The sequence below is a fragment of the Bradyrhizobium sp. Leo114 genome, assembly GCF_055229415.2.
The window spans coordinates 1-20,086 of the sequence record NZ_JBUYEN020000070.1 but is presented as its reverse complement, the minus strand read 5'-3'; the positions used below and the strand labels follow the sequence as shown (position 1 = coordinate 20,086).

The window sequence follows — 20,086 nt, the reverse complement described above, 5'->3', positions numbered from 1 at the left end:
TCCGCCCTCGCCGTCCCCGAGGCAGTCGAAAGCTAGCTCCGCAGCCCCGGTGCTTCCTGGCCAGTGCGGGCGACGTACTCCGTATAGCCCCCGCCAAATTGGTGGATACCGTCCGGCGTCAGTTCCAGAACGCGGTTGGAGAGCGCGGCGAGAAAATGCCGGTCGTGCGAGACGAACAGCATCGTGCCCTCAAACTCCGACAGCGCGTTGATCAGCATCTCCTTGGTCGCGAGATCAAGGTGGTTGGTCGGCTCGTCCAGCACCAGGAAGTTCGGGGGATCGTAGAGCATCTTCGCCATCACCAGCCGTGCCTTCTCGCCGCCCGACAGCACCCGGCACCTCTTCTCGACATCGTCGCCGGAAAATCCGAAGCAGCCGGCAAGCGCGCGGAGCGAGCCCTGCCCTGCCTGCGGGAACGCGTCTTCGAGTGATTGAAACACCGTGCGTTCGCCGTCGAGCAGATCCATCGCGTGCTGCGCGAAATAACCCATCTTGACGCTGCCGCCGAGCACGACCGTGCCATTGTCCGGCTCAGTCGAGCCGGCCACCAGCTTCAACAACGTCGACTTCCCGGCGCCATTGACGCCCATCACGCACCAGCGCTCGCGCCGGCGGATCATGAAGTCCAGTCCTTCATAGATTCGCTTGCTGCCGTAGCCCTTGTCGACGTTCTTCAGCGCAACCACGTCTTCGCCGGAGCGCGGCGCCGGCAGGAATTCGAACGCCACGGTCTGGCGGCGTCTCGGAGGCTCGACCCGCTCGATCTTGTCGAGCTTCTTGACGCGGCTTTGCACCTGGGCCGCGTGGGAAGCGCGCGCCTTGAAGCGCTCGATGAACTTGATCTCCTTCGCCAGCATCGCCTGCTGACGCTCGAACTGAGCCTGCTGCTGCTTGTCGGCCATCGCGCGCTGCTGCTCATATAACTCGTAGTCGCCGGAGTAAGTGGTGAGCGCGCCGCCATCGATCTCGATCACCTTGCCGATCACGCGATTGATGAACGCGCGGTCGTGCGACGTCATCAACAGCGCGCCCTCGTAGCCCTTCAAGAATTGCTCGAGCCAGATCAGGCTTTCGAGATCGAGATGGTTGCTCGGCTCGTCCAGCAGCATGACATCCGGACGCATCAAGAGAATGCGCGCCAGCGCCACGCGCATCTTCCAGCCGCCCGAGAGCGAGCCGACGTCGCCGTCCATCATCTCCTGGCTGAAGCCAAGGCCGGCCAGCGCCTCGCGCGCCCGCCCCTCGAGCGCGTAACCGTCAAGCTCCTCGAACCGTCCCTGCACCTCGCCATAGCGCGCGATGATGTCGTCCATCTCATCGGCGCGTTCAGGATCGGCCATCGCAGCCTCGAGCTCCTTCAGCTCGGCCGCAACGATGCTGACGGGGCCTGCGCCGTCCATCACCTCGGCGACCGCGCTGCGGCCGGACATCTCGCCGACATCCTGGCTGAAATAGCCGATCGTGATGCCGCGATCGACCGCCACCTGCCCTTCGTCGGGCACATCCTGGCCTGCGATCATCCGGAACAGCGTCGACTTGCCGGCGCCGTTCGGCCCGACGAGGCCGATCTTTTCACCCCGGTTGAGCGCTGCGGAAGCTTCGATGAAGAGGATTTGGTGGCCGGCCTGCTTGCTGACGTTGTCGAGACGGATCATTGCGCTATCTGGTGGGACATCTGTGCGGGGCGCTCTTAGTCGATTTCGCCCGCCAGCGCAAAGACGTTCCGCCACCCGCTCCGCTTCAGCGCGATTTTCCTTCCGAAACGAGCCCTGCTAGTGCCGCTTGAAATACTGCACGTCGCGCTCGTGCTTTTCGGCCGCGGCGCGAGACTTGAAGGTGCCGAGATTGCGACGTTTGCCGGTCTTCGGATTGACCTTCCGCGAATAGAGGCGGTATTCGCCGGATCGTAATTTGCGGATCATGGTCGGGTCTCCTTTTGCCCGATCAACCACGCCGCACCCTCTCGGTTCCATTGCGGCTTGCGCTGCGGCGGAAAGAGCTGATTGCCAAATGGCTGCGGCCCGGTGGGAACACGGATGGCGATGAAGCTTCGGCCCATCGATGTGTGACAGGAGTTGCAGCCTTCGGTCAGACTGGCATAAGCCTTCGCAAATTTGCGGCCATCCTTCGCCGCGATCGCGTCGGAAACCGACTGCAACGGATCCTTCAGCGTGGTGACATTGCTGACGGGGATGCCGGAATACATCATGGCCGCCTCCGCAAGACTGGACTCGAGCTGGCCCAGTTCGTACGTCGCAAGCTCCCAATTCTGGGCCGTGGCGGCCAACCACAATTTCTGGTGTTGCCGTTGCGCAGCGCTCATGATGTCGCCAAGCCGCGGGACATATCGGTCGCTCGAAGAAGGCTGCTTCAGATCCGACTGCGCGATCGCCAATGTTGTCGACGCCGCAGACAGAAGCAGAGCCATCACCAGAGCACGCCGTTTCATCGCAAACTCCATTTCTTCCCGCGGCAGCGACCGCAGAACATTGTTTTGCTTGCAGCCTAGCGAGGAGAGTCGTGGGAGTCTTGCGCTTGATCAAAGCCGCCTGGGAAATTCGGCCAAGCAACACAACAGCCGTCATTGCGAGCGTAGCGAAGCAATCCATTGTCACCGCAAGTTTCGAGAGATGGATTGCTTCGCTTCGCTCGCAATCACGGCTGGGTTACCATTGATCGCTCTAGAAGCAGAGATTAGTCACGACGTTGCCGCGCTTGTCCTTGATCGTCATCGGACATCGCGCCCGCTCCAGCGCCTTCTTGGCGTCCTCGTCGCCGAGGGCGGCGGCGCGCTCGTAATAGGCTTTTGCGGCATCCGAATCCTTCGGACCGCCGCGGCCGGATTGCGCGAAGGCGCCCATCCGCTCCAGCGCGGCGGGATGATTTTGCGCCGCCGCCTTCACGAACAGCGCGCGTGCCGCGACATCGTCCTTCTCGCCGCCGGAGCCCTCGGAGAGCATCAGGCCGAGCTGATATTGCGCCTCGGGGTTGGTCTCGGCGGCCTTCGCGAGCAATTCGCGGGCGCGCGCCGGGTCGGCCGCCGAGGCTCCGCCGAGCGCGGCCAGATTGGTGACGCCGCGCGGATTGCCGGCCTGCGCCGCGCGCTCAAACAACTTGCGCGCCTGCGCTTCGTCCTTCGCGACGCCCGCGCCGGTCCCATAGAGCACGCCGAGCTCGACCATCGCCGAGGTCGAGCCCTTGTCTGCCGCCTTCCGCCAGGCCGCGACCGCTTCCGCCGTTTGCCGATTGGCTGCATAGGCACGCCCGAGCTGATACATCGCCCGGCGCGAGGATTTCGCAGCAACTGCGCAGTATTTGATCGCGGTCGCAATGTCGGCCGAGGCGACCTCCGGCACGCCCTTGACGTCGGCGGGCTTGTCGGGATCGGAGGGATCGGCCGCGAGGCGGTCGCACAGCACGAGGTCGGCCGATTGCGCATGGGCATGGCCCGGCGCCGCGAGCACTGTGACGGCGAGAAGTGCGGCTGCATGAATTCGCTTGATCATGGCTGGCAAGTTGCGTCCAACGGCCGGCAAATTCAAGGCTCAAGCCCCGACTCGCGCAGCACCGGCGCGACCTCGTCGGAAGCGAGATAGCGCAGCAGCCGGTCGGCCTGCTCCGCCTTCCCCGAAGCTGTCATGCGGCCGGCGGAGAACACCGCCGGCGTCTGCAACACGCGCGGAATTGGTCCGACGACCTCGATGCCGGCAACCTGCTTCAATTCGCTGATCTGCTGCACGGCGAGATCGGCCTCATCAGTGACGAGCCGTTCCGCGGTGAAGCCCGACGGGATAATGGTCGCGCGCGCGTTGATCTCGGCCGCGATGCCCAGGCTCTCGATCAGTCGCGCGAAGAAAATCCCGCTGACGCCGATCCGCGAATACGCCACCGAGCGCGCAGCCAGCAGCGTCGCGCGCAACCCCGCCTCGCTGGCGATGTCGGGATGCAAGGCTCCCTCCTTCACCGCGATGCCGACATAAGAGCGCGCGAGATCGACGCAGCTCGCCGCGGCGACGCTTGCTTCCCGCGCGAGCTCGGCGAGCCCCTCTTGCGTCAGGATGAGGATGTCGGCGCCCTCGCCGCGCCTGATCCGGTCAAGCAGGGCGAGCGTCGGCGCGAAATCGGCGTCGATCCGCACGCCGCCGGCGGCCGCATACTGTCCGGCAAGATCGGCAACTGCGCCTTTCAGCGCCAACGTGGAGAGCAGGCGAATGGTGTCGGGCATCGCGTCTTACAGTCGGCGCATCAGCTTCAGCACCGCCGTCAATCGCAGGCTGCGCTTGCCGGCGAGCGCGGTTGCTTCCAGCACCGCTCCCTCTTCATTACAGGTGCCGGAAAAGCCAATGCCGACTTCGTGGCCGCCGAAGATCGGATTCTCGCCCCTGGCCGGTGTGTGCTCCTGGTTGAGGATCTGGCCTTTCCAGCGGCCATTCTCCGAAACGTAAGTACCGAGATAATAGAAGAACGCGTCACCGCCGACGATCCGGCCATCCTTGAGCAGCATCACGCCAGTCAGGCCGCCTGAGACCCCATCGAGCAGGCGGAGATGAATGGAATAAAGGCCGTTGGCAATCCCGCCCTCGCCGACACCGCCGGCGATCGGGACCGCCTGCTCCTCGATCGGCGTCAACAATGCCTGAAACGGGACGCCCGGCACCTCCCGCAACCCTCCCTCGAAGCGATAGGTGTCGCCATTGGGCCGGCCCTGCGCCACCAGTGTCGCATCATCGGTGCCGGCCATGGCGGGATAGTTGGGATCCGGATTGTGGCGCACGGTCCTGACCACGACCGAGACATCGTCGCCGCTTTCCTCATAGGTGCCGATATGGGCAAAGGCCGAATTGCCGCCGAGCATCTTGCCGTCATGCGCGTGCATGACGCTGCGGCCGACCGCATCATTGAGCTGAAATCTGACCTTGTAGAAGCCTCCGAAACCCACTTCGGCCCCCGGCCCGCGCGCATCCAAGCCAAGTGTAGCGCGCTTTCGGCAAGGTCGATACCGGCTTTGCGCTAAACAAAGCGTGTCGACGGTCTGGAAGCGCAACCAGTCCAATGCCGTTTAAAATGCAAAAGTCCGCCAAAGCCGAACGGCATTGGCGGACTTGATTGCGGTCCCAGGCGCCCCCAGCCCGGGCCGGGAGCGTCTTAGGCCGCGGCCTTCTTGCCGGTCGGGACTTGAGAGACGGTCTTCAGGATCTGCGAAGCGATCTGGTAGGGGTCGCCTTGGGAGTTCGGACGGCGATCTTCCAGATAACCCTTGTAGCCGTTGTTGACGAAGGAGTGCGGAACGCGGATCGAAGCGCCGCGGTCGGCCACGCCGTAAGAGAAGGTATCGATCGAGGCCGTCTCGTGCTTGCCGGTCAGGCGCATATGGTTATCAGGGCCGTAGACCGCGATGTGGTCAGCGCGGTTGGCCTTGAAAGCTTCCATCAGCGCCTCGAAGTACTCCTTGCCGCCGACTTCGCGCATGTACTGGGTCGAGAAGTTGGCGTGCATGCCGGAACCGTTCCAGTCGGTGTCGCCGAGCGGCTTGCAGTGGAATTCGATGTCGATGCCATAGCTCTCGGTCAGGCGCAGCATCAGGTAGCGCGCCATCCACATCTGGTCAGCGGCGGTCTTGGAGCCCTTGCCGAAGATCTGGAATTCCCACTGGCCCTTCGCCACTTCGGCGTTGATGCCTTCGTGGTTGATGCCGGCAGCAAGGCAGAGGTCGAGATGCTCTTCCACGATCTTGCGGGCAACATCGCCGACATTCTTGTAGCCGACGCCGGTGTAGTACGGGCCCTGCGGAGCGGGATAGCCGCTCGAGGGGAAGCCCAGCGGACGGCCGTCCTTGTAGAAGAAATATTCCTGCTCGAAGCCGAACCAGGCGCCGGCGTCATCGAGAATGGTGGCGCGCTTGTTGGACGGATGCGGGGTGACGCCATCGGGCATCATGACTTCGCACATCACGAGCGCGCCGTTGGTGCGCGCAGCGTCCGGATAGACGGCGACCGGCTTCAGCACGCAATCGGAGCTGTGGCCTTCAGCCTGCATGGTGGAGGAGCCATCGAAGCCCCAGAGCGGAAGCTGCTCGAGCGTCGGGAACGACGCGAATTCCTTGATCTGAGTCTTGCCGCGCAAGTTCGGTGTCGGCGTATACCCGTCGAGCCAAATATACTCGAGCTTGTACTTAGTCATTGAGCCTCTCTGTTGATGATGCAAAACGCGAGGGGCCGAAAAGCCACTCGGTTGCCCCGCGCGTACCCGGCCACCATCGGCCAAGAATGTACCAAGCAATTTGAATGCCAATCGCTGCAATGCGGGAGCGGGTCTCTGGGGAAAAGTCCAGACGGCGCTAGCTCTTTTTTACTGCGACATAGAAGCGCGGCTGGCATGCGTACCAAGCGGCCAATTGACGCTCCCAGGGTACCGCCAGCGCCCGATTCTCCGGCAATTTCCTCTAGGCGCCCACCGTCCGATTAAAGCCTTGGCAGGCTTTCGCGGCATTGCTCGGAGACGCCGCCGCCCGACCGCAACCCTCGGCCCGGCTCAAGCGTTGGTCACCTGCTTGTTGCCTCACGCGAAGCAAAACCAAAAATGCCTAGAGAATAATCATCGAGTGACATTTTTTGATCAACTTGCATCCGGGCGGGGCACGGCCGATATCGCAAGTCCAAGTAACTATCCAAGTAACCACACGAGAACGAGTCGGGCGCACCATGGAGGATCGCGGCTCCGATCAGAGGAGAGGATGACATGAATACGGGTCTGAATCAGGGATCTGCCAAGATCTACCAATTCCCGGTTGGCGGCCGGGCGTCCATCGCAGGACGCCGCTATGGTGAGACCAAGTCGGCGCTCGAGATTGCTGCTTCACAGGTGAACAAGGCCGATTGCAGCGGTAGCTGGTACCACCAAGCGGCGATCGAAGAATCCAAGCCAACGCGTGACCACTAATGCCGGGTCAATATCGGATAGCTTCCCGACGGGAATGTCGGGGATCGGTAGCGTCGAAAAGGGTCGGAACGAGCGCGTTTCGGCCCTTTTTCATGCCAGCTCGCAGGCCGTGGCCCGGCGCTTGGCGTGCTTGAGCGTGGCAAGGCCGGCTTTCGTGATCCTTAGCGTAACGCCACTGCCGGAGTAGCGCGCGCCTGATAGCGTCAGCCGCTTCAACAGCGTTATCGCCTTGCCGTCGAGCTGCAGATGGGCGCGGGAGTCGTATTGGAAAAATCCGACGATGAACTGCGTGCCGTCGGCGCAGCGATAGTTCTGGAACGAGCTTTGGGCCGAGGCTTGCGACCTGCCGGCGAGGGTTCCCGCCACCAAGACCGCCGCGAAAATGGCCGCCTGCCGATGATTCATGCTTCGCCCCCGGAGCTGCCTTGAGTATAGACGAGCGCGGGATGCGCACCATCTCCTATCCGGTCATCTGCTTGCCGTACACGATTGCTTAAGTCACCCGATGCAAGACTCCCCTGCCCGACATTTCAATCTCGCCGGCGCGAGCAATTTCCGTGACCTCGGCGGCTACCTTACGCGCGACGGCCGCAGCGTCCGTTGGCGCCAGATCTTTCGCTCCAACCATCTCGGCCGCCTCACCGACGACGATGTTGCGGTGATCCGCGGCCTCGGCGTCCGCAGCGCCTTCGATTTCCGTGGCCGCGAGGAGCGCGCCGAGGGGCTTTGCGGCGTGGCCGAGATCACCGTGCATTCCCTGCCGGTCGAACCGACGGTGATCGCCGCGCTGCACGCCATCGCCGCCAGCGGCAATCCGCCGACCGAGAACGACGCCATCGAGGTGATGCGCGATTCCTACCGCAGCTATGTGCAGGAGAACACGCCGCGCTTCCGCGCGCTGTTTGCGCATCTGTTGGAGGACCGCGCGCCGCTCGTCATCCATTGCAGCGCCGGCAAGGACCGCACCGGCTTCGCCTGCGCGCTGATCCTGCATACGCTCGGCGTTCCCGACGAGGTGATCTCGGAAGATTATCTGCTGACCAACCGCTTCTATCGGCGCGATGCTTCCGTGCCGAGCGATCTACCGGACACTGTCCTGCAGGTGATCGGCACGGTGCGGGCGGCGTTCCTGGCCACGTCGTTCGAGGCCATCAGCGCCGGCTATGGTGGCCTCGACAATTATATCCGCGACGGCCTTGGTGTCGGAGAGAGCGAGCGCAAGCAGCTTGCCGCGCTCTATCTCGAGAGAACTTAAGCAGCCGCTTCCAGCTCGGCGTCGAGGTCGGCAATGACTTCCTCGAAAGCCGAGATCGCCTGCTGCACGGCCGCGATGTGCATCAACTCCCAGCCGCTGACCGGACCGGTGCGATTCTGCAGCGCGACGACCAAGTCCCGCCGCTGCTCCTTAAGCTGAACGAGCGGTAAACCGTGATCGGGTAAGTTTCCCATGGTCTGATCCCCTGCCATGATGAGACCTCGCTTCTAGCGAACGGATTCTGCAATCGACTTACGGAAGTCCGGCAAATTTTACCAATCAAGGGCAAGGCCGTAGTCTTACGTGCATGGCTACGCTACGGCGGCAGCTTTCCGGATAGCATCGTTAAGGCCCCTAGACATCCGGAGCGTGCTGCCGTCGCTCTGATGCAATCGATCGGGATCGGTGGGGTCGACCATACGATCGAAACCGATATTGTTCTGCGCGTGCCAATGCTGCATCAGCGCCCAGCGGCGAAACACATTGACTCCTGCCCGCTCTGCCACTGCGGCGATCAGCCAGACCATGCGCTCGGAAAGCTCGGCCTTATCGTCGATCAGCATCGCCGGGACATGTTGCGGATCGATCAGTAGCACGTCCATCTGGCCTGCATGGGCACGAAGCCGGTCTACGCCGACGGCAATTTTCTCCGCGACGTCGTCGACGTTGTACTTCTCCTTGTGGAAGACGGCGTTGGTGCCGACCTGCCAGATCACCAGTGACGGTGCCGGCGCTTCGGCGAAAATGTCCGAATCGAAGCGATCCAGTTCTTCGATCGCCTCTTGACCGCCTACCCCCCTGTTGAGCACATCGATCCTTGGATTATCGCAGGCACGCCTCAGATACATTTCCAGCCAGTATGGATAAGGCAAGACATCTTCCCGGCCAGCGGTCGACGATGATCCCATCGCCACGATCTTGAGCGGCCCGCCGTGCCGAAGCGCCTCGGCCAGGCGTGTCAGCGGATATTTGAAGGCGATCAACTGATCAGGCAATTCGGCATCTGCAAAATTGTCAATCATTTCGGGCCTCACAAATTGAATACTATTTAACGTTGAGGGCCTATTTCGCGACGATTTTGCCGGCATTGCAAATGAATTTCCGCTGAGTTTAGTCTGTCTGCTCGGGTAGTGCGGAGCTGTCTCATGAACGGAAAAGTTATCGTCATCACCGGCGCATCCGGGGCGCTCGGCAAGGTGGTCGCTGAGGAAGCCCTGGCGCGCGGCGCACGCGTGTCCGGCATTGATCACGCGCCGTCATCGCTTTCGCCGACGTCGGGCCGGATCGAGTTCGGCGGCGTTGATCTGACCGACGCAGCCCAGGCAAAAAAGGCGATCGACACTGCGGCGGCGCATTTCGGCCGGCTCGATGCGCTCATCAACATCGCCGGCGGCTTTGCCTTCGAGACGGTCGCAGACGGCGATCCCGCAACCTGGCAGCGGATGTATGCGCTCAATGTCACGACCGCGCTCAACGCCTCGCGCGCGGCGATCCCGCATCTTCTTGCGTCCAGCGCCGCGCGTATCATCAATATCGGCGCGCTCGGTGCACTGCAGGCAGGCGCCGGCATGGGCGCCTATGCAGCTTCCAAATCCGGCGTGCACCGCCTGACCGAAGCGCTCGCCGCCGAGCACAAAGGCAAGATCACGGTCAACGCCGTGTTGCCTTCGATCATCGACACCGCAGCAAACCGCGCCAGCATGCCGAAGGCGGATTTCTCAAAATGGGTGGCGCCAAAGGAACTCGCCGACGTCATCCTGTTCCTCGCCAGCGACGCAGCGAGCGCAGTCACCGGCGCGCTGTTGCCGGTGAATGGCCGCGTTTGACTCTCTCGCTCACGCCTCCACCAGCTTCTTCAGCACCGCCTTGAAGCGGACGCTGCGCTTGCCAGCGAGCGCAGTGGCTTCAGCTTCGGCACCTTCGGAATCGTAGGTCCCGGAGAAGCCGATGCCGACTTCGTGGCGGCCGAACAGCGGTCGCTCTCCCAGGCTCGGCGTATGCTCGCGGTTGACGATCTCGCCCTTCCACCGGCCGTTCGCGGCGGTGTAGGCACCGATATAGTCGAAATAGGCGTCGCCGCCCCAGATGCGGCCGTCATGCAGCATCATCACGCCGGTATTGCCGCCGTCGAGCCCATCGAGCATGCGAATGTGGATGGAATAGAGCCCGTTGCCGATGCCGTCGGGTCCGACTTTGCCCGGCGCAGGCGCATCCTTGTCGTTGATCGGGGTCAGGATCGCCGTGAACACGACGCCGGGTAAGGCAGTGGTCCCGCCTTCGAAATGAACCTCGTCGCCCTTGTGCGTGCCCTTGAAGGTCATGACGATGTTGTCGACCGGGAACATCGGCACATAGTTCGGATCGTGGTTGTGGCGCGTCATCTTCACCTCGGATGAGATGATGCCGCCTTCCTCCGTGTAGCTGCCGATGAAGGACGAACCGGAATTGCCGCCATAGAACTTGCCGGAGGCGGTTGCGAACATCACGCCGCAGCCAGTGCCCCGCACTGTCCTGAACGAGAATTTGTATAGTCCCTGCAGCACCCTGGCGCCTGCTTCTCACGCGACAAATGCACCATACCCCGCGCGGACCGTTTGCTCGCGCAGGCTCACCGATTGCCATTTGGTCTAGTCGTCCCGCAGGAAGACTAACCGTTTTGCCACCGTCCCGGCAAACGCTTTGCGGTAAACTTCTGCAACTGAGTCGCGGCATTTCGCGACTGGAGAGTTTTGCGCGTGGAAACCTCGCTCTATCTGCCCGTCAAACGATTTCTCGAAAAGCTCGGCTTCACGGTGAAGGGCGAGATCGGCGGGTGCGACCTCGTGGCGCTCAGCGGCGACGATCCGCCGGTCGTCGTGGTCGGTGAGCTGAAGCTCACCTTCAACCTGGAACTGATCCTGCAGGCGGTCGGTCGCGCCGGCGCCTGCGACGAGATCTGGATCGCCGCCAAATTGTCGTCGCGCGGCAAAGGCCGCGAGAGCGACGCGCGCTACCGCAATCTCTGCCGCCGCCTCGGCTTCGGCATGCTGGGAGTGACCAGCGCCGGCGAGGTCGAGGTGCTGGTGAAGCCGCCGACCACGGCGCCGCGCCGTGATCCGAAGAAGCGCTCGCGCCTGGTTGCCGAGCACAATCGCCGCAAGGGCGATCCCGTGATGGGCGGCAGCACGCGCTCGCCGATCATGACGGCCTACCGCCAGCAGGCGCTCGCCTGCGCGTCAGCGCTCGCCAATGGACCGCGGCGCGTGCGCGAGCTCCGGGTGGATATTCCGGATGCCGGCAAGATCCTGCTGCACAATGTCTACGGCTGGTTCGACCGCGCCGAGCGTGGAATCTATGTGCTGACCGAAGCGGGCCGCGCCGCGTTGAAACGTTGGCCACAGCCGCCGGTTGATGCTGCGGCCATCGAAACAGCGCCCTCGATCCGGATGACGACCGCGTAGCGACGCACGATTGCGGTGCATAAGCGGTCACGATCGCGCGATCTGGAGAAAGTCTACCGTGCATGGCTGGATTGCCATGTCAGTTTCATATTGCAATGCAACAATATGCAGCCTAGGTATCCGCCCAAAGCATGATCCGGAAAAATAGCTACCGGAATTTCCTCGCGACAGACGAAGCGTTTGCGCGGAGATCATGCTCAAAACGAAGCGGCGGGCGGATGACGACTGATGGAACCCTCATCCCGCTCCCAGTGAGGCCCCGATGAGCGAAGACTGGCAAACGAAATATGGTCCCCGACGCGTGAGGCGCGATCCGCCGACGCTGGAGGAAGCGATCTTCGCCGCCGTCGGCATCACCGACGACCTTGAGCAACAGGCCGAGATCGCGTCCGCCTTGATGGGCCTCCCTTACGAGGAGGTCCTGGCTGAGGTGAAGAAGACGGCGCGCACCACCGCGAGGTCGGCGACCCGCGTGATCACGGGCGAGCAAGGCGCGCAGCGCGCGGTCGTGGTCGAGCGGCGCGTGGTCCGGCGGTTTGGCAACGACAAGCGCACTGGCACCTGAACTGCGATTGGCGATTCGTTCAGCTGAGCGAATTGCCCGCAGAATTGGGGCGCACGAGTGCGCGCGCCGATCAGGCGGCGCGGCCCCAGCCGTACATCTTGAACACCATCTGCCAATAGGCGCGGTTGAGATCGGCGATCGCGCGCGCGGCCTCCAGCGGCGCGACGGTCGTCGCGGGGACCAGTTCCGGCTGGCCATGCCGCGCAAGATCGATGCTGCCGGTGGATTCGCCGTGGCGGAAGGTCAGCTTCGCACCGAACTTGCTGGCGAGCGCACGCATCGCCTGGTTCTGCGCGCCTGTGGTGATCCGAAGCGAGCGATAGCCCCTCGCCCGCGCCTCCGCGATCACATTGCGGAACAGGATGCTGCCGACGCCCTTGCGGCGCGCCGAGCGCTCCACGCTGAAGGCGATCTCAGGCTCTCCGTCCGGCGATTGCTCCGGCGGATGCAATTCGGCCGCACCACGCACCACGCCGTCCTCGAAATAGGCGATGATGACAGTGCCGTCGTTGGCGCATTTCTCGGCGTAGCGCTTGATGAAGCCGTCATCCATGAAGCCATGGAAGCGATCATAGCGGCTGGTTCGGTCCAGCCTCAGCAGATGGTCCTGCAGAAGCGGCAATTCCGATTGGCTCAGCGTCCGAACAGTGCCCTTGGCTGGCGCCGAACGGGTAGAATCGTAGTTCATTCCATAACTCCTCGTGGTAGCCCTCGAGGAGGCGTCGAGTCCCTAGATGCCCAATATTGTGCGTCGCAGCATGAAATTCAAGTACCTAGATTCACCGAATGTTGCATTTGGATTCACTTGATCTTTCACCCTGAATCTATTGATGAATTTCGGGACGGCGAGCGCACTATAGTACCATTTGGGTCTGGGTCACGATGGCGACCAGTCTGCCGTCCTCGGTTTCCAGCCGAGTCTGCCAGACCTGCGTGCGCCGGCCGCGATGCACAGGCGTGGCGATGGCGATCACCGTGCTCCCCTCCTTGGCGCCGCCGATGAAGTTGGTCTTACTCTCGATCGTGGTGGTTCCCTTGGCATCCTCGGGCAGATTGATCACGGTCGCAGCCGCCCCGACCGAGTCCGCAAACGCCATCACCGCGCCGCCGTGAATGGTGTGATGCAGCGTGCAGAGGTCCGCCCGCACCAGCATCCTCGCCACCACGCGGTCCTTGTCGGCCTCTGTGAACGTGACGCCCTTGAGTTCCGCAAACGGCATTTTCATCGATTGGATCTTTTCCAGCGGCGTCATGCGTCCTCCCGTTTTGTTGTGCGCGCGGCAGCGGCGGAGAATGGACGGAGCCGGTAAATCAGGCAATGACGCCCGAGGTAATGGCCGATGTGACAATGCGCCAATGAGAGAGATTTTCCGATGCGCCACTTCCCTCCCCGCCGGATCGTCTGCCTGACCGAGGAGACCGTGGAGACGCTGTATTTGCTCGGCGAGCAGGACCGCATCGTCGGCGTCTCCGGCTATGCGGTGAGGCCGCCACAGGTCCGGCGCGAGAAGCCGCGCGTCGCGGCGTTCATCTCGGCGGACATCCCGAAAATCCTGGCGCTCGAGCCCGACCTCGTGCTCGCCTTCTCCGACATCCAGGCTGACATCGTCGCCGATCTCGTGCGGGCCGGTGTCGACGTCCACGTCTTCAACCAGCGCGACATTGCCGGCATCATGGCCATGATCCGCACTCTCGGCGCCATGGTCAGCGCCGCCGAACGCGCCGACCAGCTTGCGACGAGCTTTGAACAGCGCCTCGCCAGCATCGCCGCGACGCCGCGTCCGCAGCCGAAGCCAAAAGTCTATTTCGAGGAATGGGACGATCCCCTGATCAGCGGCATCGGCTGGGTATCGGAATTGATCGAGATCGCCGGCGGCGAAGACGCACTGCCGGGCTTGCGGTTACAGAAGGCGGCGAAAGATCGCATCATCGCGCCCGAGATTGTGCGCGACGCCGCGCCTGACGTGATCCTCGCCTCCTGGTGCGGCAAGAAGGTCGTGCCCGATCGTATCCGCAACCGCCCCGGCTGGAACGACATCCCCGCCGTGCGCAACGACCGCATCGTCGAGATCAAGTCGACGATCATCTTGCAGCCGGGCCCAGCCGCGCTGACCGATGGGCTGGATGCGATAGTAGCTGCACTGTGGCCGTCGTGAGCCTCGCTCTCGCCTTCGTCATTGCGAGCAACGCGAAGCAATCCATTTCTCCACGCGCGGCGGCATGGATTGCTTCGCTGCGCTCGCAATGACGGAGGGAGCCTACACCCTCTCCACCCTGCACCATTCCGCGATGAACAGTGCGGTGGCCTTGGTGGATTTGCGCAGCGACTCCAGGTCGACATATTCGTTGAAGCCGTGCATCGCCGCGCCGCTGGCTCCGAAGCACAGGCTCGGGATGTTGTAGTTCAATCCATAGAAGCGGGTGTCAGTGAGCGCGGTGAAGGCGCGGTCTTCCACCGTGCCGCCATAGACGGCGCCGAACGCCTTCGCGAACGCCGCTTCCGGCTCGGCCGCGTCAGTCAGCTCATAGCCCTCGGACAGGAAGCCCGACCACTGCACTTCTGGCGGATTGTTGGAAAGGAAGCGATGATCGCGCGCGGCCGCAGAGACACAGGCCAAAATCTCCTTCTGGCGCTCCGCAATCGACCAGCCCGGCAGCACCGCGATGCGGCAGTCGACATCGCACCAGGCCGGCACGCTGGAAGCCCAGTCGCCGCCCTTGATGATCCCGGGATTGAAGTTGATGGGATGGGCGACGTCCTTGAAGTGCCGGTCGGCCTTGGCGCGCTCGTTCCATTCAGCCTCCAACTTTTCCAGCGCGTGGATCAAGTGATACGCCGCCATGATCGCATTCGACCCGGCGCCGGCCTCGAACACATGCACGGGGAAGCCGCGCACCTTCAGCCGAAACCAGATCACGCCGACCTGCGAGCGGATCATCTTGCCGTCGGTCGGCTCCGGGATGAGGCAGGCATCGGCGCGATAACCGCGCTGCAGGGTCGAGAGCGCACCGACGCCGGTGCTCTCCTCCTCGATCACGGACTGGAAGTGGATCCGCCCCGTGGGGCGCAAGCCTGCAGCCTTGATCGCATCCAGCGCATAGAGGGCGCCAATCGTGCCCGACTTCATGTCGCAGGCGCCGCGGCCATACATGCGCCCATCCTTGATGGTCGGCGAGAATGGCGGCGTCTCCCACATGTCGAGCGGGCCGGTCGGCACCACGTCGCAGTGCCCCTGCAGGATCAGCGATTTGCCGCCATTGCTGGGCGGCCGATAGGTGCCGACCACCGTACGGGCCCTGGAGAAATCATGCTCGATCGGGCCGAAGCCGCGCAGGTTCTTCAGATCGTCAACATTGATATGCCAGTCGTCGACCTCGTAGCCGCGTGCGCGCAGGAGATCGCCGATCATGTCCTGGCACGGACCTTCCGCGCCACGCGTCGATGGGATCGCGACGAACTCCTTCGTGGTCGCGAGCTGCGCGTCGAAGCCGGCATCAACGGCGTCCAGGATCCTTTGTTGCGTATCGGCACTCATGCGGCGGCTCCAACTCCAGGTTCGATCAACGCTATAGCGTGATCTCAGCCACCGGGGTACTGCGCAAAATAGGCATCTCGCAATGCTTCTTCGAGCAGCCTGCCTTCCGAATAGCCGTCGAGCGACGCCGGCCGCGTCACCCCGTCGAGCAGCCGCGAGCACGGTTCCGGCGCGCCAAGCACGGTGCGCACCGGAATGCGCTCGGCATAGATCGGGAGCTCGTAATCCTCATCATCGTCGGCGACGCCTTTGGCGCGGATCTTGGCGGAGGCCTCCTCGATCTCCATCGCGATGAAGGAGGTCGCCTTGATCTCCTGCGTATTGCTCGGCCGCAGGCTCGCGGTGCGATCGGGAAAGAAGCGGTCGACCATCGCGACCAGCGCACGCTGCTTCTCGTCCGGATCGGTGACGATATAGGCCGTCCCGAACGCCATCACCGCGCGGTAGTCCGCCGAATGATTGAAGCCGCAGCGCGCCAGCACCAGGCTGTCGAGATGCGCAACCGTGAGACAGACCCTCTGGCCGGCGGACTGGTTCCTCAGCATGCGGCTCGCGCTGCTGCCGTGCCAGTAAAGCTTGGTCCCCTCGCGCCAGAAGAAGGTCGGCGTGCAATAGGGCTGGCCGTCGATCGCATAGGAAACGTGGCACAGCATCGAGGAATCGAGGATGCGGTGCACGGTTTCATGATCATAGAAGCCGCGATCATGGCGGCGCTTCACCTGGTTTCGTGGTGACAGCGGATAAGAGGCGGCAGCACCTTCGCTCACGGCAGCTCCTGTTTCTGGATTTTGAACGTTTCGAAGCAGTTGTAGCGCCGGATTTGGTCTGCGATAGTGCCAATTCCATGCGAAAAATTTCGACCAATTCTGCGTCGCCGCGCAAGGCCGAGCTGCCGCTCGACCTTTCCGGACCGCATGTCACACCAGGCGCTTCCGCCCAGCAGCGCCTCTACCAGGCGCTTTGCCACGCCATCCTCGGCGGCATCGTCAAACCCGGCGAGCCGCTACCGCCCTCCCGCACTCTCGCAAAGCAGACCGGCTTTCGCCGCAACGCGATCGTCACCGCGTATGAGCGTTTGATCGCGGACGGGTTCGCAGTGGCGACCACGGGCTCGGGGACGTTCGTCGCGGCGCGCATCCCTGCGCGAGCCCGCGAGGCACCGAAGCCGAAGATCACCATCGATGCGCCCCAGCAAGGCGCGCTGGCGCTTGGCTGCACGCATATCGATAGCCGCGCCCTGCAGCGCTTCCGCGCCTTCGTCGGCCGAAGGATGCGCGCCTTCAGCGCCGAGCATTTCCACTACGGCGATCCCAGGGGCAGCCGCGAGCTCCGCGCCGCAATCGCCGACCATTTGTTGTCGGCGCGCGGCCTGCGCTGCGATCCCGAGCAGATCATGCTGACGTCCGGTACGCTGCACGGCCTGCGGATCGTGCTCAGCGCGATCCTTAGGCCGCGCGACCAGATCTGGTGCGAGGACCCGGGATACCCGATCGCACGCCGAACCATCGAGCATTGCGGCTATCGCGCGGTTTCCGTTCCGGTCGATGCATCGGGCATGGTGGTTGCGAACGGCCGGGCCCGGGCACCGGCGGCCCGTGCGGCCTATGTGACGCCATCGCATCAATTTCCGCTCGGCGTGCAGATGTCGATGCCGCGCCGGCTGGAACTGCTGGACTGGGCCAAGGCCGCCGATGCCTTCGTGTTCGAGGACGATTACGACAGCGAATTCCGGTATGACGGCGCTCCCCTGCTGTCGCTCGCCGGCATCGACCATCTGCGGCGCGTCATCTACATGGGCACATTTGCCAAGACACTGTTTCCCGGATTGCGCGTCGGCTATTGCGCGCTGCCTGAAAAATTGATCGGCTCGGTGACGGCGGCCCGCGCCGCGCTCGATCGCTTTCCCGGCACGCTGATGGAAGGCGCGGTCGCGGACATGCTCAACTCCGGCGCCTTCGCCGCCAACCTGAAGAAGGTGCGCAGGCTCTACCGCGAGGCCCGCGACGTGCTGGCTTCGACGCTGTCGGCGGCTTCCGAAGGCGAGCTGTCGGTGCCGGTGCCCTCGCAGGGTCTGCATCTGGTGGCACGGTTCGATCCATCGACCGAACCGCTCGTCGCGTCAGAGGCTAGGAGCGCGGCCGGGGTCGACGGCTGGCTGCTCGCGGAGACCTATCATCGTGCGCGTCCCCTGCCCGGCTTCGTGCTGGGGTTTGCCGGCCACGACCTTCCGCAACTGAAAGCATCGGCCGAACGACTGGCGAAGGCCTCGCTCACCGCGCTGCACGAGAGCCGTAAGCCGAGAGCCCGCGTCGCCAAAACGTCAACGGCGCCCGCGGCTCTATGAGAATCGCGGGCGCCTCATTAAGCTGAAAATGAAAAGCTGTACGGCGGAGATACCGGATGCCCGGCAATCGCAACGTCCTGTATCTGATCATCGGTGTGCTGCTTGCCGCCATCGGCGTGCTCAGCTACCAGCTCTACCAGGCCAAGAAGCAGCCCGAAGGTTTCCAGATCAACGTCGGCCCCGACGGGTTGAAGATCCAAGGCAAGTGATGCTGATGATTTCGAAAAGAGTTCTGCGCGTCGGTTGCATCGTGCTGCTTGGCTGGCTTGCATCACCGCTGTCAGCGTCAGCCCAGGTGCTGGGACGCGAGCAGGACATCATCGATTTGCGGCTGGGCCAGCGCGTGATGGTCGACGACGGATCATGCCCTGCGGGCCAGATCAAGGAAGTCTCGGGCTCGCAGATGACGAGCCAGGGCGTGACGCGCGTGCGCAAATGCATCCCGCGCCTCGGCACCAAGAAGCGCTGAGGTGTCCGTTATGCCCCGCCCAGGCGGGGCATCCAGTAACCAACATCGCCAGTTGTGCGCACAAGAAGCGCCGCGGAATACTGGATCGCCGGTCAAGGCCGGACGATGACCTCGTGGGATGATCGAGAAACGCCGCTCACTCCGTCGCCGGATCGAACATGCACTGCAGCGTCGGCTTCGCGATCTTGGTGAAGGTCGGGCCGATCTCGGACTGCTTTGACGGCGGCACCCAGTCGGTCTCGATCGTCGGCACGCCGGTCTCGCTGATCCCGCGCAGCAAGGCTTCGCGCAGATCGGGATCCTCGACGGTGGCGGCAGCATAGTCGTGCAGACAGCCGCATACGGCTTCCGGATGCGCCCAGCGGCCAAGCATGTGGGGGGCGCACTGGCGCACGAATTCACCGCGCGGGTCGGGCAGCACCTTGAACAGGGTGCGGAATTGCACCGGCTGCGTCTGATGCGCTGTCGGCGCCTGCGCTTGCGCCGAACTGGCAGAAATGATCGATGCCGCGATGACGGCGAGACAGGTGCGCAAGAGCATGCAGTTCATTTACCGTCGGCTTTCCTGCAGACTTCTTTACGACGCTCAGTTGGCGGCAACGACGATAGCCTGAGTCGTGGCGCCTGCAATCGGCGAACCCGTATAGGAGAAGCTGCCGATCCCCGGAAGGTCGCTGTTGGAGGACCCGGCCATTGAGGGTCCAGCCAGGACGAAGGCGAAGGCAAGGATGAAGCTGATCGTCCGCATTTGGCTGTCTCCGGTCTTCCAGCGTTCCCGCCGTCGTATGGCGGTTTGATAACCACGCCCTGTTTCCGGACATCTGCGCGAAAACCTCAAAATGGTTTCATTCCACTGCCGAAATGTTTCGTCAGCTCCGTGCGACGAAACATTGGTGCGAAAAACGCAATGATTTCAGTACCCGCATTTCTGGTACACCAGCGCCCTCGTGCCGTGCCTCGCCACTAGCGAAGAAATGATCACCGCGCGAATGACATAGATCAACGCCGGCAACCGCGGTTTGGCGCTAGATTATTGGGGTGCCGGTCAACAACGTCGCGAGTTCTTAATCTTTGGCCGCTAGGAGCACTGCAGTGAACTGAACCCAACAGCTTGCTCCGCCGACTCAGTCGCACAACTCGCAACCTTTGTTGATGGTCGCGCGTTAGCTACTTCTCTCAATCCGACGAAGGATCGCAGTCGTGGGCAATGGCAACATCGACGTTGGCAAGGAAACCGCGACCCGCAAACCCGGCCAGCAGCAGATGGCGGGTGCGATGTCGCAGCAGGACATCCACGTCATGGGTGACAATGAATGCGCGCAGCAGAAGCTTGTCCGCCTCGTAGGCTGCCGCGATCCCCAAGCCCGCCTCCAGGCCAGCATGCGAGGGTCCGACTGGAAGAAACGGCAGTTCTAGGTCGCGTGGACAGTTATCTTAGCCAGAGCAGAGTTGCGGCGATAGCGACGACAGCGAAGTAATTTCGTGCGGTTTTTTCGTAGCGCGTAGCAACGCGCCTGAAACGCTTCAGTTTCGAGAAG

Annotated in this window: 27 protein-coding genes and 1 pseudogene; 9 read left to right on the top strand and 19 right to left on the bottom strand. The window is 63.1% G+C overall.

Translation table 11 applies throughout. The annotated features are described in order from the left end of the window. Positions 1-32: 32 nt before the first annotated feature. The 7 genes from ACZIRK_RS40800 to ACZIRK_RS40770 form a co-directional block, all read right to left on the bottom strand. Positions 33-1,655 carry an ABC-F family ATP-binding cassette domain-containing protein gene (locus ACZIRK_RS40800; RefSeq protein WP_130227955.1) on the bottom strand — a complete coding sequence of 541 codons (1,623 nt, stop codon included), beginning with the start codon at positions 1,653-1,655 and terminating at the stop codon, positions 33-35. Positions 1,656-1,772: 117 nt separating this feature from the next. Continuing rightward, complete coding sequence (locus tag ACZIRK_RS40795; protein WP_016843021.1) at positions 1,773-1,922, bottom strand: hypothetical protein; 150 nt, start codon at positions 1,920-1,922, stop codon at positions 1,773-1,775. Further along, positions 1,919-2,449, bottom strand: coding sequence for a hypothetical protein (locus tag ACZIRK_RS40790; RefSeq protein ID WP_474419475.1), 531 nt, complete (start codon positions 2,447-2,449; stop codon positions 1,919-1,921). The genes ACZIRK_RS40795 and ACZIRK_RS40790 overlap by 4 nt, the downstream gene beginning before the upstream one ends. A 232-nt stretch (positions 2,450-2,681) precedes the next feature. Continuing rightward, the gene (locus ACZIRK_RS40785; protein WP_474419474.1) at positions 2,682-3,506 is read right to left on the bottom strand and encodes a tetratricopeptide repeat protein; all 825 of its coding nucleotides are present in this window, start codon (positions 3,504-3,506) and stop codon (positions 2,682-2,684) included. A 32-nt stretch (positions 3,507-3,538) separates the two neighbouring features. Then, positions 3,539-4,225, bottom strand: coding sequence for a substrate-binding domain-containing protein (locus tag ACZIRK_RS40780; protein ID WP_474419473.1), 687 nt, complete (start codon positions 4,223-4,225; stop codon positions 3,539-3,541). A gap of 6 nt (positions 4,226-4,231) precedes the next feature. Beyond that, positions 4,232-4,876, bottom strand: a complete 645-nt coding sequence (locus ACZIRK_RS40775; protein WP_165435380.1) for a GrlR family regulatory protein — start codon at positions 4,874-4,876, stop codon at positions 4,232-4,234. Between the two features lie 269 nt (positions 4,877-5,145). Then, a complete protein-coding gene (locus tag ACZIRK_RS40770) occupies positions 5,146-6,180 on the bottom strand; it encodes a glutamine synthetase beta-grasp domain-containing protein (RefSeq protein ID WP_028165854.1) in 1,035 nt (344 codons plus the stop codon). A gap of 558 nt (positions 6,181-6,738) precedes the next feature. Between ACZIRK_RS40770 and ACZIRK_RS40765 the strand changes: the two genes are divergently transcribed. Next, positions 6,739-6,939 (top strand): DUF2735 domain-containing protein, encoded by a 201-nt coding sequence (locus ACZIRK_RS40765; RefSeq protein ID WP_028165855.1) that lies wholly within the window; start codon positions 6,739-6,741, stop codon positions 6,937-6,939. A gap of 90 nt (positions 6,940-7,029) precedes the next feature. On the opposite strand, the gene ACZIRK_RS40760 is transcribed toward ACZIRK_RS40765, so the two are convergent. Beyond that, positions 7,030-7,344 carry an MliC family protein gene (locus ACZIRK_RS40760; protein WP_130227949.1) on the bottom strand — a complete coding sequence of 105 codons (315 nt, stop codon included), beginning with the start codon at positions 7,342-7,344 and terminating at the stop codon, positions 7,030-7,032. Positions 7,345-7,444: 100 nt separating this feature from the next. On the opposite strand from ACZIRK_RS40760, the gene ACZIRK_RS40755 reads away from it, so the two are divergent. Further along, positions 7,445-8,194 carry a tyrosine-protein phosphatase gene (locus ACZIRK_RS40755; RefSeq protein ID WP_130227948.1) on the top strand — a complete coding sequence of 250 codons (750 nt, stop codon included), beginning with the start codon at positions 7,445-7,447 and terminating at the stop codon, positions 8,192-8,194. On the opposite strand, the gene ACZIRK_RS40750 is transcribed toward ACZIRK_RS40755, so the two are convergent. Next, a complete protein-coding gene (locus ACZIRK_RS40750) occupies positions 8,191-8,406 on the bottom strand; it encodes a hypothetical protein (protein ID WP_474419472.1) in 216 nt (71 codons plus the stop codon). The two genes, ACZIRK_RS40755 and ACZIRK_RS40750, sit on opposite strands and share 4 nt — an antisense overlap. 99 nt (positions 8,407-8,505) lie before the next feature. Beyond that, entirely contained in the window at positions 8,506-9,282 is a 777-nt protein-coding gene (locus ACZIRK_RS40745) for an SGNH/GDSL hydrolase family protein (RefSeq protein ID WP_245474889.1), read from the bottom strand. A 57-nt stretch (positions 9,283-9,339) separates the two neighbouring features. On the opposite strand from ACZIRK_RS40745, the gene fabG reads away from it, so the two are divergent. Continuing rightward, a complete protein-coding gene (gene fabG / locus ACZIRK_RS40740; RefSeq protein WP_130227947.1) occupies positions 9,340-10,020 on the top strand; it encodes a 3-oxoacyl-ACP reductase FabG in 681 nt (226 codons plus the stop codon). Between the two features lie 9 nt (positions 10,021-10,029). Here the strand turns inward: fabG and ACZIRK_RS40735 are convergent, their stop codons facing one another. Next, positions 10,030-10,737, bottom strand: a complete 708-nt coding sequence (locus ACZIRK_RS40735) for a hypothetical protein (protein ID WP_245474888.1) — start codon at positions 10,735-10,737, stop codon at positions 10,030-10,032. Between the two features lie 192 nt (positions 10,738-10,929). Between ACZIRK_RS40735 and ACZIRK_RS40730 the strand changes: the two genes are divergently transcribed. Together ACZIRK_RS40730 and ACZIRK_RS40725 are read left to right on the top strand one after the other, a co-directional pair. After that, the gene (locus ACZIRK_RS40730) at positions 10,930-11,634 is read left to right on the top strand and encodes a DUF2161 domain-containing phosphodiesterase (RefSeq protein WP_130227946.1); all 705 of its coding nucleotides are present in this window, start codon (positions 10,930-10,932) and stop codon (positions 11,632-11,634) included. Between the two features lie 262 nt (positions 11,635-11,896). After that, on the top strand, positions 11,897-12,199 hold the full coding sequence (locus ACZIRK_RS40725) for a hypothetical protein (RefSeq protein ID WP_028165863.1): 303 nt from the start codon (positions 11,897-11,899) through the stop codon (positions 12,197-12,199). A 70-nt stretch (positions 12,200-12,269) separates the two neighbouring features. Here ACZIRK_RS40725 and ACZIRK_RS40720 read toward each other — a convergent pair whose 3' ends face one another. Both ACZIRK_RS40720 and ACZIRK_RS40715 read right to left on the bottom strand, forming a co-directional pair. Continuing rightward, positions 12,270-12,887 carry a GNAT family N-acetyltransferase gene (locus ACZIRK_RS40720; RefSeq protein ID WP_130227945.1) on the bottom strand — a complete coding sequence of 206 codons (618 nt, stop codon included), beginning with the start codon at positions 12,885-12,887 and terminating at the stop codon, positions 12,270-12,272. Between the two features lie 166 nt (positions 12,888-13,053). Then, positions 13,054-13,452 carry a PaaI family thioesterase gene (locus ACZIRK_RS40715; protein WP_130227944.1) on the bottom strand — a complete coding sequence of 133 codons (399 nt, stop codon included), beginning with the start codon at positions 13,450-13,452 and terminating at the stop codon, positions 13,054-13,056. Between the two features lie 120 nt (positions 13,453-13,572). Here ACZIRK_RS40715 and ACZIRK_RS40710 point away from each other — a divergent pair, with 120 nt between their 5' ends. Continuing rightward, a complete protein-coding gene (locus ACZIRK_RS40710) occupies positions 13,573-14,355 on the top strand; it encodes a cobalamin-binding protein (RefSeq protein WP_130227943.1) in 783 nt (260 codons plus the stop codon). Between the two features lie 102 nt (positions 14,356-14,457). On the opposite strand, the gene ACZIRK_RS40705 is transcribed toward ACZIRK_RS40710, so the two are convergent. Continuing rightward, positions 14,458-15,735 (bottom strand): ArgE/DapE family deacylase, encoded by a 1,278-nt coding sequence (locus ACZIRK_RS40705; protein WP_474419471.1) that lies wholly within the window; start codon positions 15,733-15,735, stop codon positions 14,458-14,460. 44 nt (positions 15,736-15,779) lie between these two features. Further along, complete coding sequence (locus ACZIRK_RS40700) at positions 15,780-16,502, bottom strand: pyridoxamine 5'-phosphate oxidase family protein (protein ID WP_130227941.1); 723 nt, start codon at positions 16,500-16,502, stop codon at positions 15,780-15,782. Between the two features lie 77 nt (positions 16,503-16,579). Between ACZIRK_RS40700 and pdxR the strand changes: the two genes are divergently transcribed. From pdxR to ACZIRK_RS40685, 3 genes are read left to right on the top strand one after another with little or no spacing between them, the layout of a single operon-like run. Then, positions 16,580-18,079, top strand: a complete 1,500-nt coding sequence (gene pdxR / locus ACZIRK_RS40695) for a MocR-like pyridoxine biosynthesis transcription factor PdxR (protein WP_130227940.1) — start codon at positions 16,580-16,582, stop codon at positions 18,077-18,079. Between the two features lie 56 nt (positions 18,080-18,135). Then, positions 18,136-18,288, top strand: coding sequence for a hypothetical protein (locus tag ACZIRK_RS40690; protein WP_165435379.1), 153 nt, complete (start codon positions 18,136-18,138; stop codon positions 18,286-18,288). Between the two features lie 5 nt (positions 18,289-18,293). Next, positions 18,294-18,548: a DUF6719 family protein gene (locus ACZIRK_RS40685; RefSeq protein WP_165435378.1), complete on the top strand. Its 255-nt coding sequence runs from the start codon at positions 18,294-18,296 to the stop codon at positions 18,546-18,548. 136 nt (positions 18,549-18,684) lie between these two features. Here ACZIRK_RS40685 and ACZIRK_RS40680 read toward each other — a convergent pair whose 3' ends face one another. The 4 genes and pseudogenes from ACZIRK_RS40680 to ACZIRK_RS40665 form a co-directional block, all read right to left on the bottom strand. After that, the gene (locus ACZIRK_RS40680; RefSeq protein ID WP_028165871.1) at positions 18,685-19,089 is read right to left on the bottom strand and encodes a hypothetical protein; all 405 of its coding nucleotides are present in this window, start codon (positions 19,087-19,089) and stop codon (positions 18,685-18,687) included. Positions 19,090-19,134: 45 nt separating this feature from the next. Then, positions 19,135-19,296 carry a hypothetical protein gene (locus ACZIRK_RS40675; protein WP_208827002.1) on the bottom strand — a complete coding sequence of 54 codons (162 nt, stop codon included), beginning with the start codon at positions 19,294-19,296 and terminating at the stop codon, positions 19,135-19,137. Positions 19,297-19,724: 428 nt separating this feature from the next. Beyond that, entirely contained in the window at positions 19,725-19,910 is a 186-nt protein-coding gene (locus tag ACZIRK_RS40670; protein WP_474419470.1) for a hypothetical protein, read from the bottom strand. A gap of 67 nt (positions 19,911-19,977) precedes the next feature. Then, positions 19,978-20,086: pseudogene (locus tag ACZIRK_RS40665) on the bottom strand (IS5/IS1182 family transposase); the annotation flags it as partial.

What these genes read in the sequence shown, in the direction of transcription:
- ACZIRK_RS40680 (WP_028165871.1), bottom strand. Translation starts at nt 19,089, where the DNA reads ATGCTCTTGCGCACCTGTCTCGCCGTCATCGCGGCATCGATCATTTCT.
- ACZIRK_RS40790 (WP_474419475.1), bottom strand. Translation starts at nt 2,449, where the DNA reads ATGAAACGGCGTGCTCTGGTGATGGCTCTGCTTCTGTCTGCGGCGTCG.
- ACZIRK_RS40745 (WP_245474889.1), bottom strand. Translation starts at nt 9,282, where the DNA reads ATGCCGGCAAAATCGTCGCGAAATAGGCCCTCAACGTTAAATAGTATT.
- ACZIRK_RS40675 (WP_208827002.1), bottom strand. Translation starts at nt 19,296, where the DNA reads ATGCGGACGATCAGCTTCATCCTTGCCTTCGCCTTCGTCCTGGCTGGA.
- ACZIRK_RS40725 (WP_028165863.1), top strand. Translation starts at nt 11,897, where the DNA reads ATGAGCGAAGACTGGCAAACGAAATATGGTCCCCGACGCGTGAGGCGC.
- ACZIRK_RS40775 (WP_165435380.1), bottom strand. Translation starts at nt 4,876, where the DNA reads ATGCACGCGCATGACGGCAAGATGCTCGGCGGCAATTCGGCCTTTGCC.
- ACZIRK_RS40785 (WP_474419474.1), bottom strand. Translation starts at nt 3,506, where the DNA reads ATGATCAAGCGAATTCATGCAGCCGCACTTCTCGCCGTCACAGTGCTC.
- ACZIRK_RS40715 (WP_130227944.1), bottom strand. Translation starts at nt 13,452, where the DNA reads ATGACGCCGCTGGAAAAGATCCAATCGATGAAAATGCCGTTTGCGGAA.
- ACZIRK_RS40690 (WP_165435379.1), top strand. Translation starts at nt 18,136, where the DNA reads ATGCCCGGCAATCGCAACGTCCTGTATCTGATCATCGGTGTGCTGCTT.
- ACZIRK_RS40800 (WP_130227955.1), bottom strand. Translation starts at nt 1,655, where the DNA reads ATGATCCGTCTCGACAACGTCAGCAAGCAGGCCGGCCACCAAATCCTC.
- pdxR (WP_130227940.1), top strand. Translation starts at nt 16,580, where the DNA reads ATGCGAAAAATTTCGACCAATTCTGCGTCGCCGCGCAAGGCCGAGCTG.
- ACZIRK_RS40780 (WP_474419473.1), bottom strand. Translation starts at nt 4,225, where the DNA reads ATGCCCGACACCATTCGCCTGCTCTCCACGTTGGCGCTGAAAGGCGCA.
- ACZIRK_RS40720 (WP_130227945.1), bottom strand. Translation starts at nt 12,887, where the DNA reads ATGAACTACGATTCTACCCGTTCGGCGCCAGCCAAGGGCACTGTTCGG.
- ACZIRK_RS40705 (WP_474419471.1), bottom strand. Translation starts at nt 15,735, where the DNA reads ATGAGTGCCGATACGCAACAAAGGATCCTGGACGCCGTTGATGCCGGC.
- ACZIRK_RS40755 (WP_130227948.1), top strand. Translation starts at nt 7,445, where the DNA reads ATGCAAGACTCCCCTGCCCGACATTTCAATCTCGCCGGCGCGAGCAAT.
- ACZIRK_RS40710 (WP_130227943.1), top strand. Translation starts at nt 13,573, where the DNA reads ATGCGCCACTTCCCTCCCCGCCGGATCGTCTGCCTGACCGAGGAGACC.
- ACZIRK_RS40760 (WP_130227949.1), bottom strand. Translation starts at nt 7,344, where the DNA reads ATGAATCATCGGCAGGCGGCCATTTTCGCGGCGGTCTTGGTGGCGGGA.
- ACZIRK_RS40770 (WP_028165854.1), bottom strand. Translation starts at nt 6,180, where the DNA reads ATGACTAAGTACAAGCTCGAGTATATTTGGCTCGACGGGTATACGCCG.
- ACZIRK_RS40750 (WP_474419472.1), bottom strand. Translation starts at nt 8,406, where the DNA reads ATGGCAGGGGATCAGACCATGGGAAACTTACCCGATCACGGTTTACCG.
- ACZIRK_RS40765 (WP_028165855.1), top strand. Translation starts at nt 6,739, where the DNA reads ATGAATACGGGTCTGAATCAGGGATCTGCCAAGATCTACCAATTCCCG.
- ACZIRK_RS40685 (WP_165435378.1), top strand. Translation starts at nt 18,294, where the DNA reads ATGATTTCGAAAAGAGTTCTGCGCGTCGGTTGCATCGTGCTGCTTGGC.
- ACZIRK_RS40795 (WP_016843021.1), bottom strand. Translation starts at nt 1,922, where the DNA reads ATGATCCGCAAATTACGATCCGGCGAATACCGCCTCTATTCGCGGAAG.
- fabG (WP_130227947.1), top strand. Translation starts at nt 9,340, where the DNA reads ATGAACGGAAAAGTTATCGTCATCACCGGCGCATCCGGGGCGCTCGGC.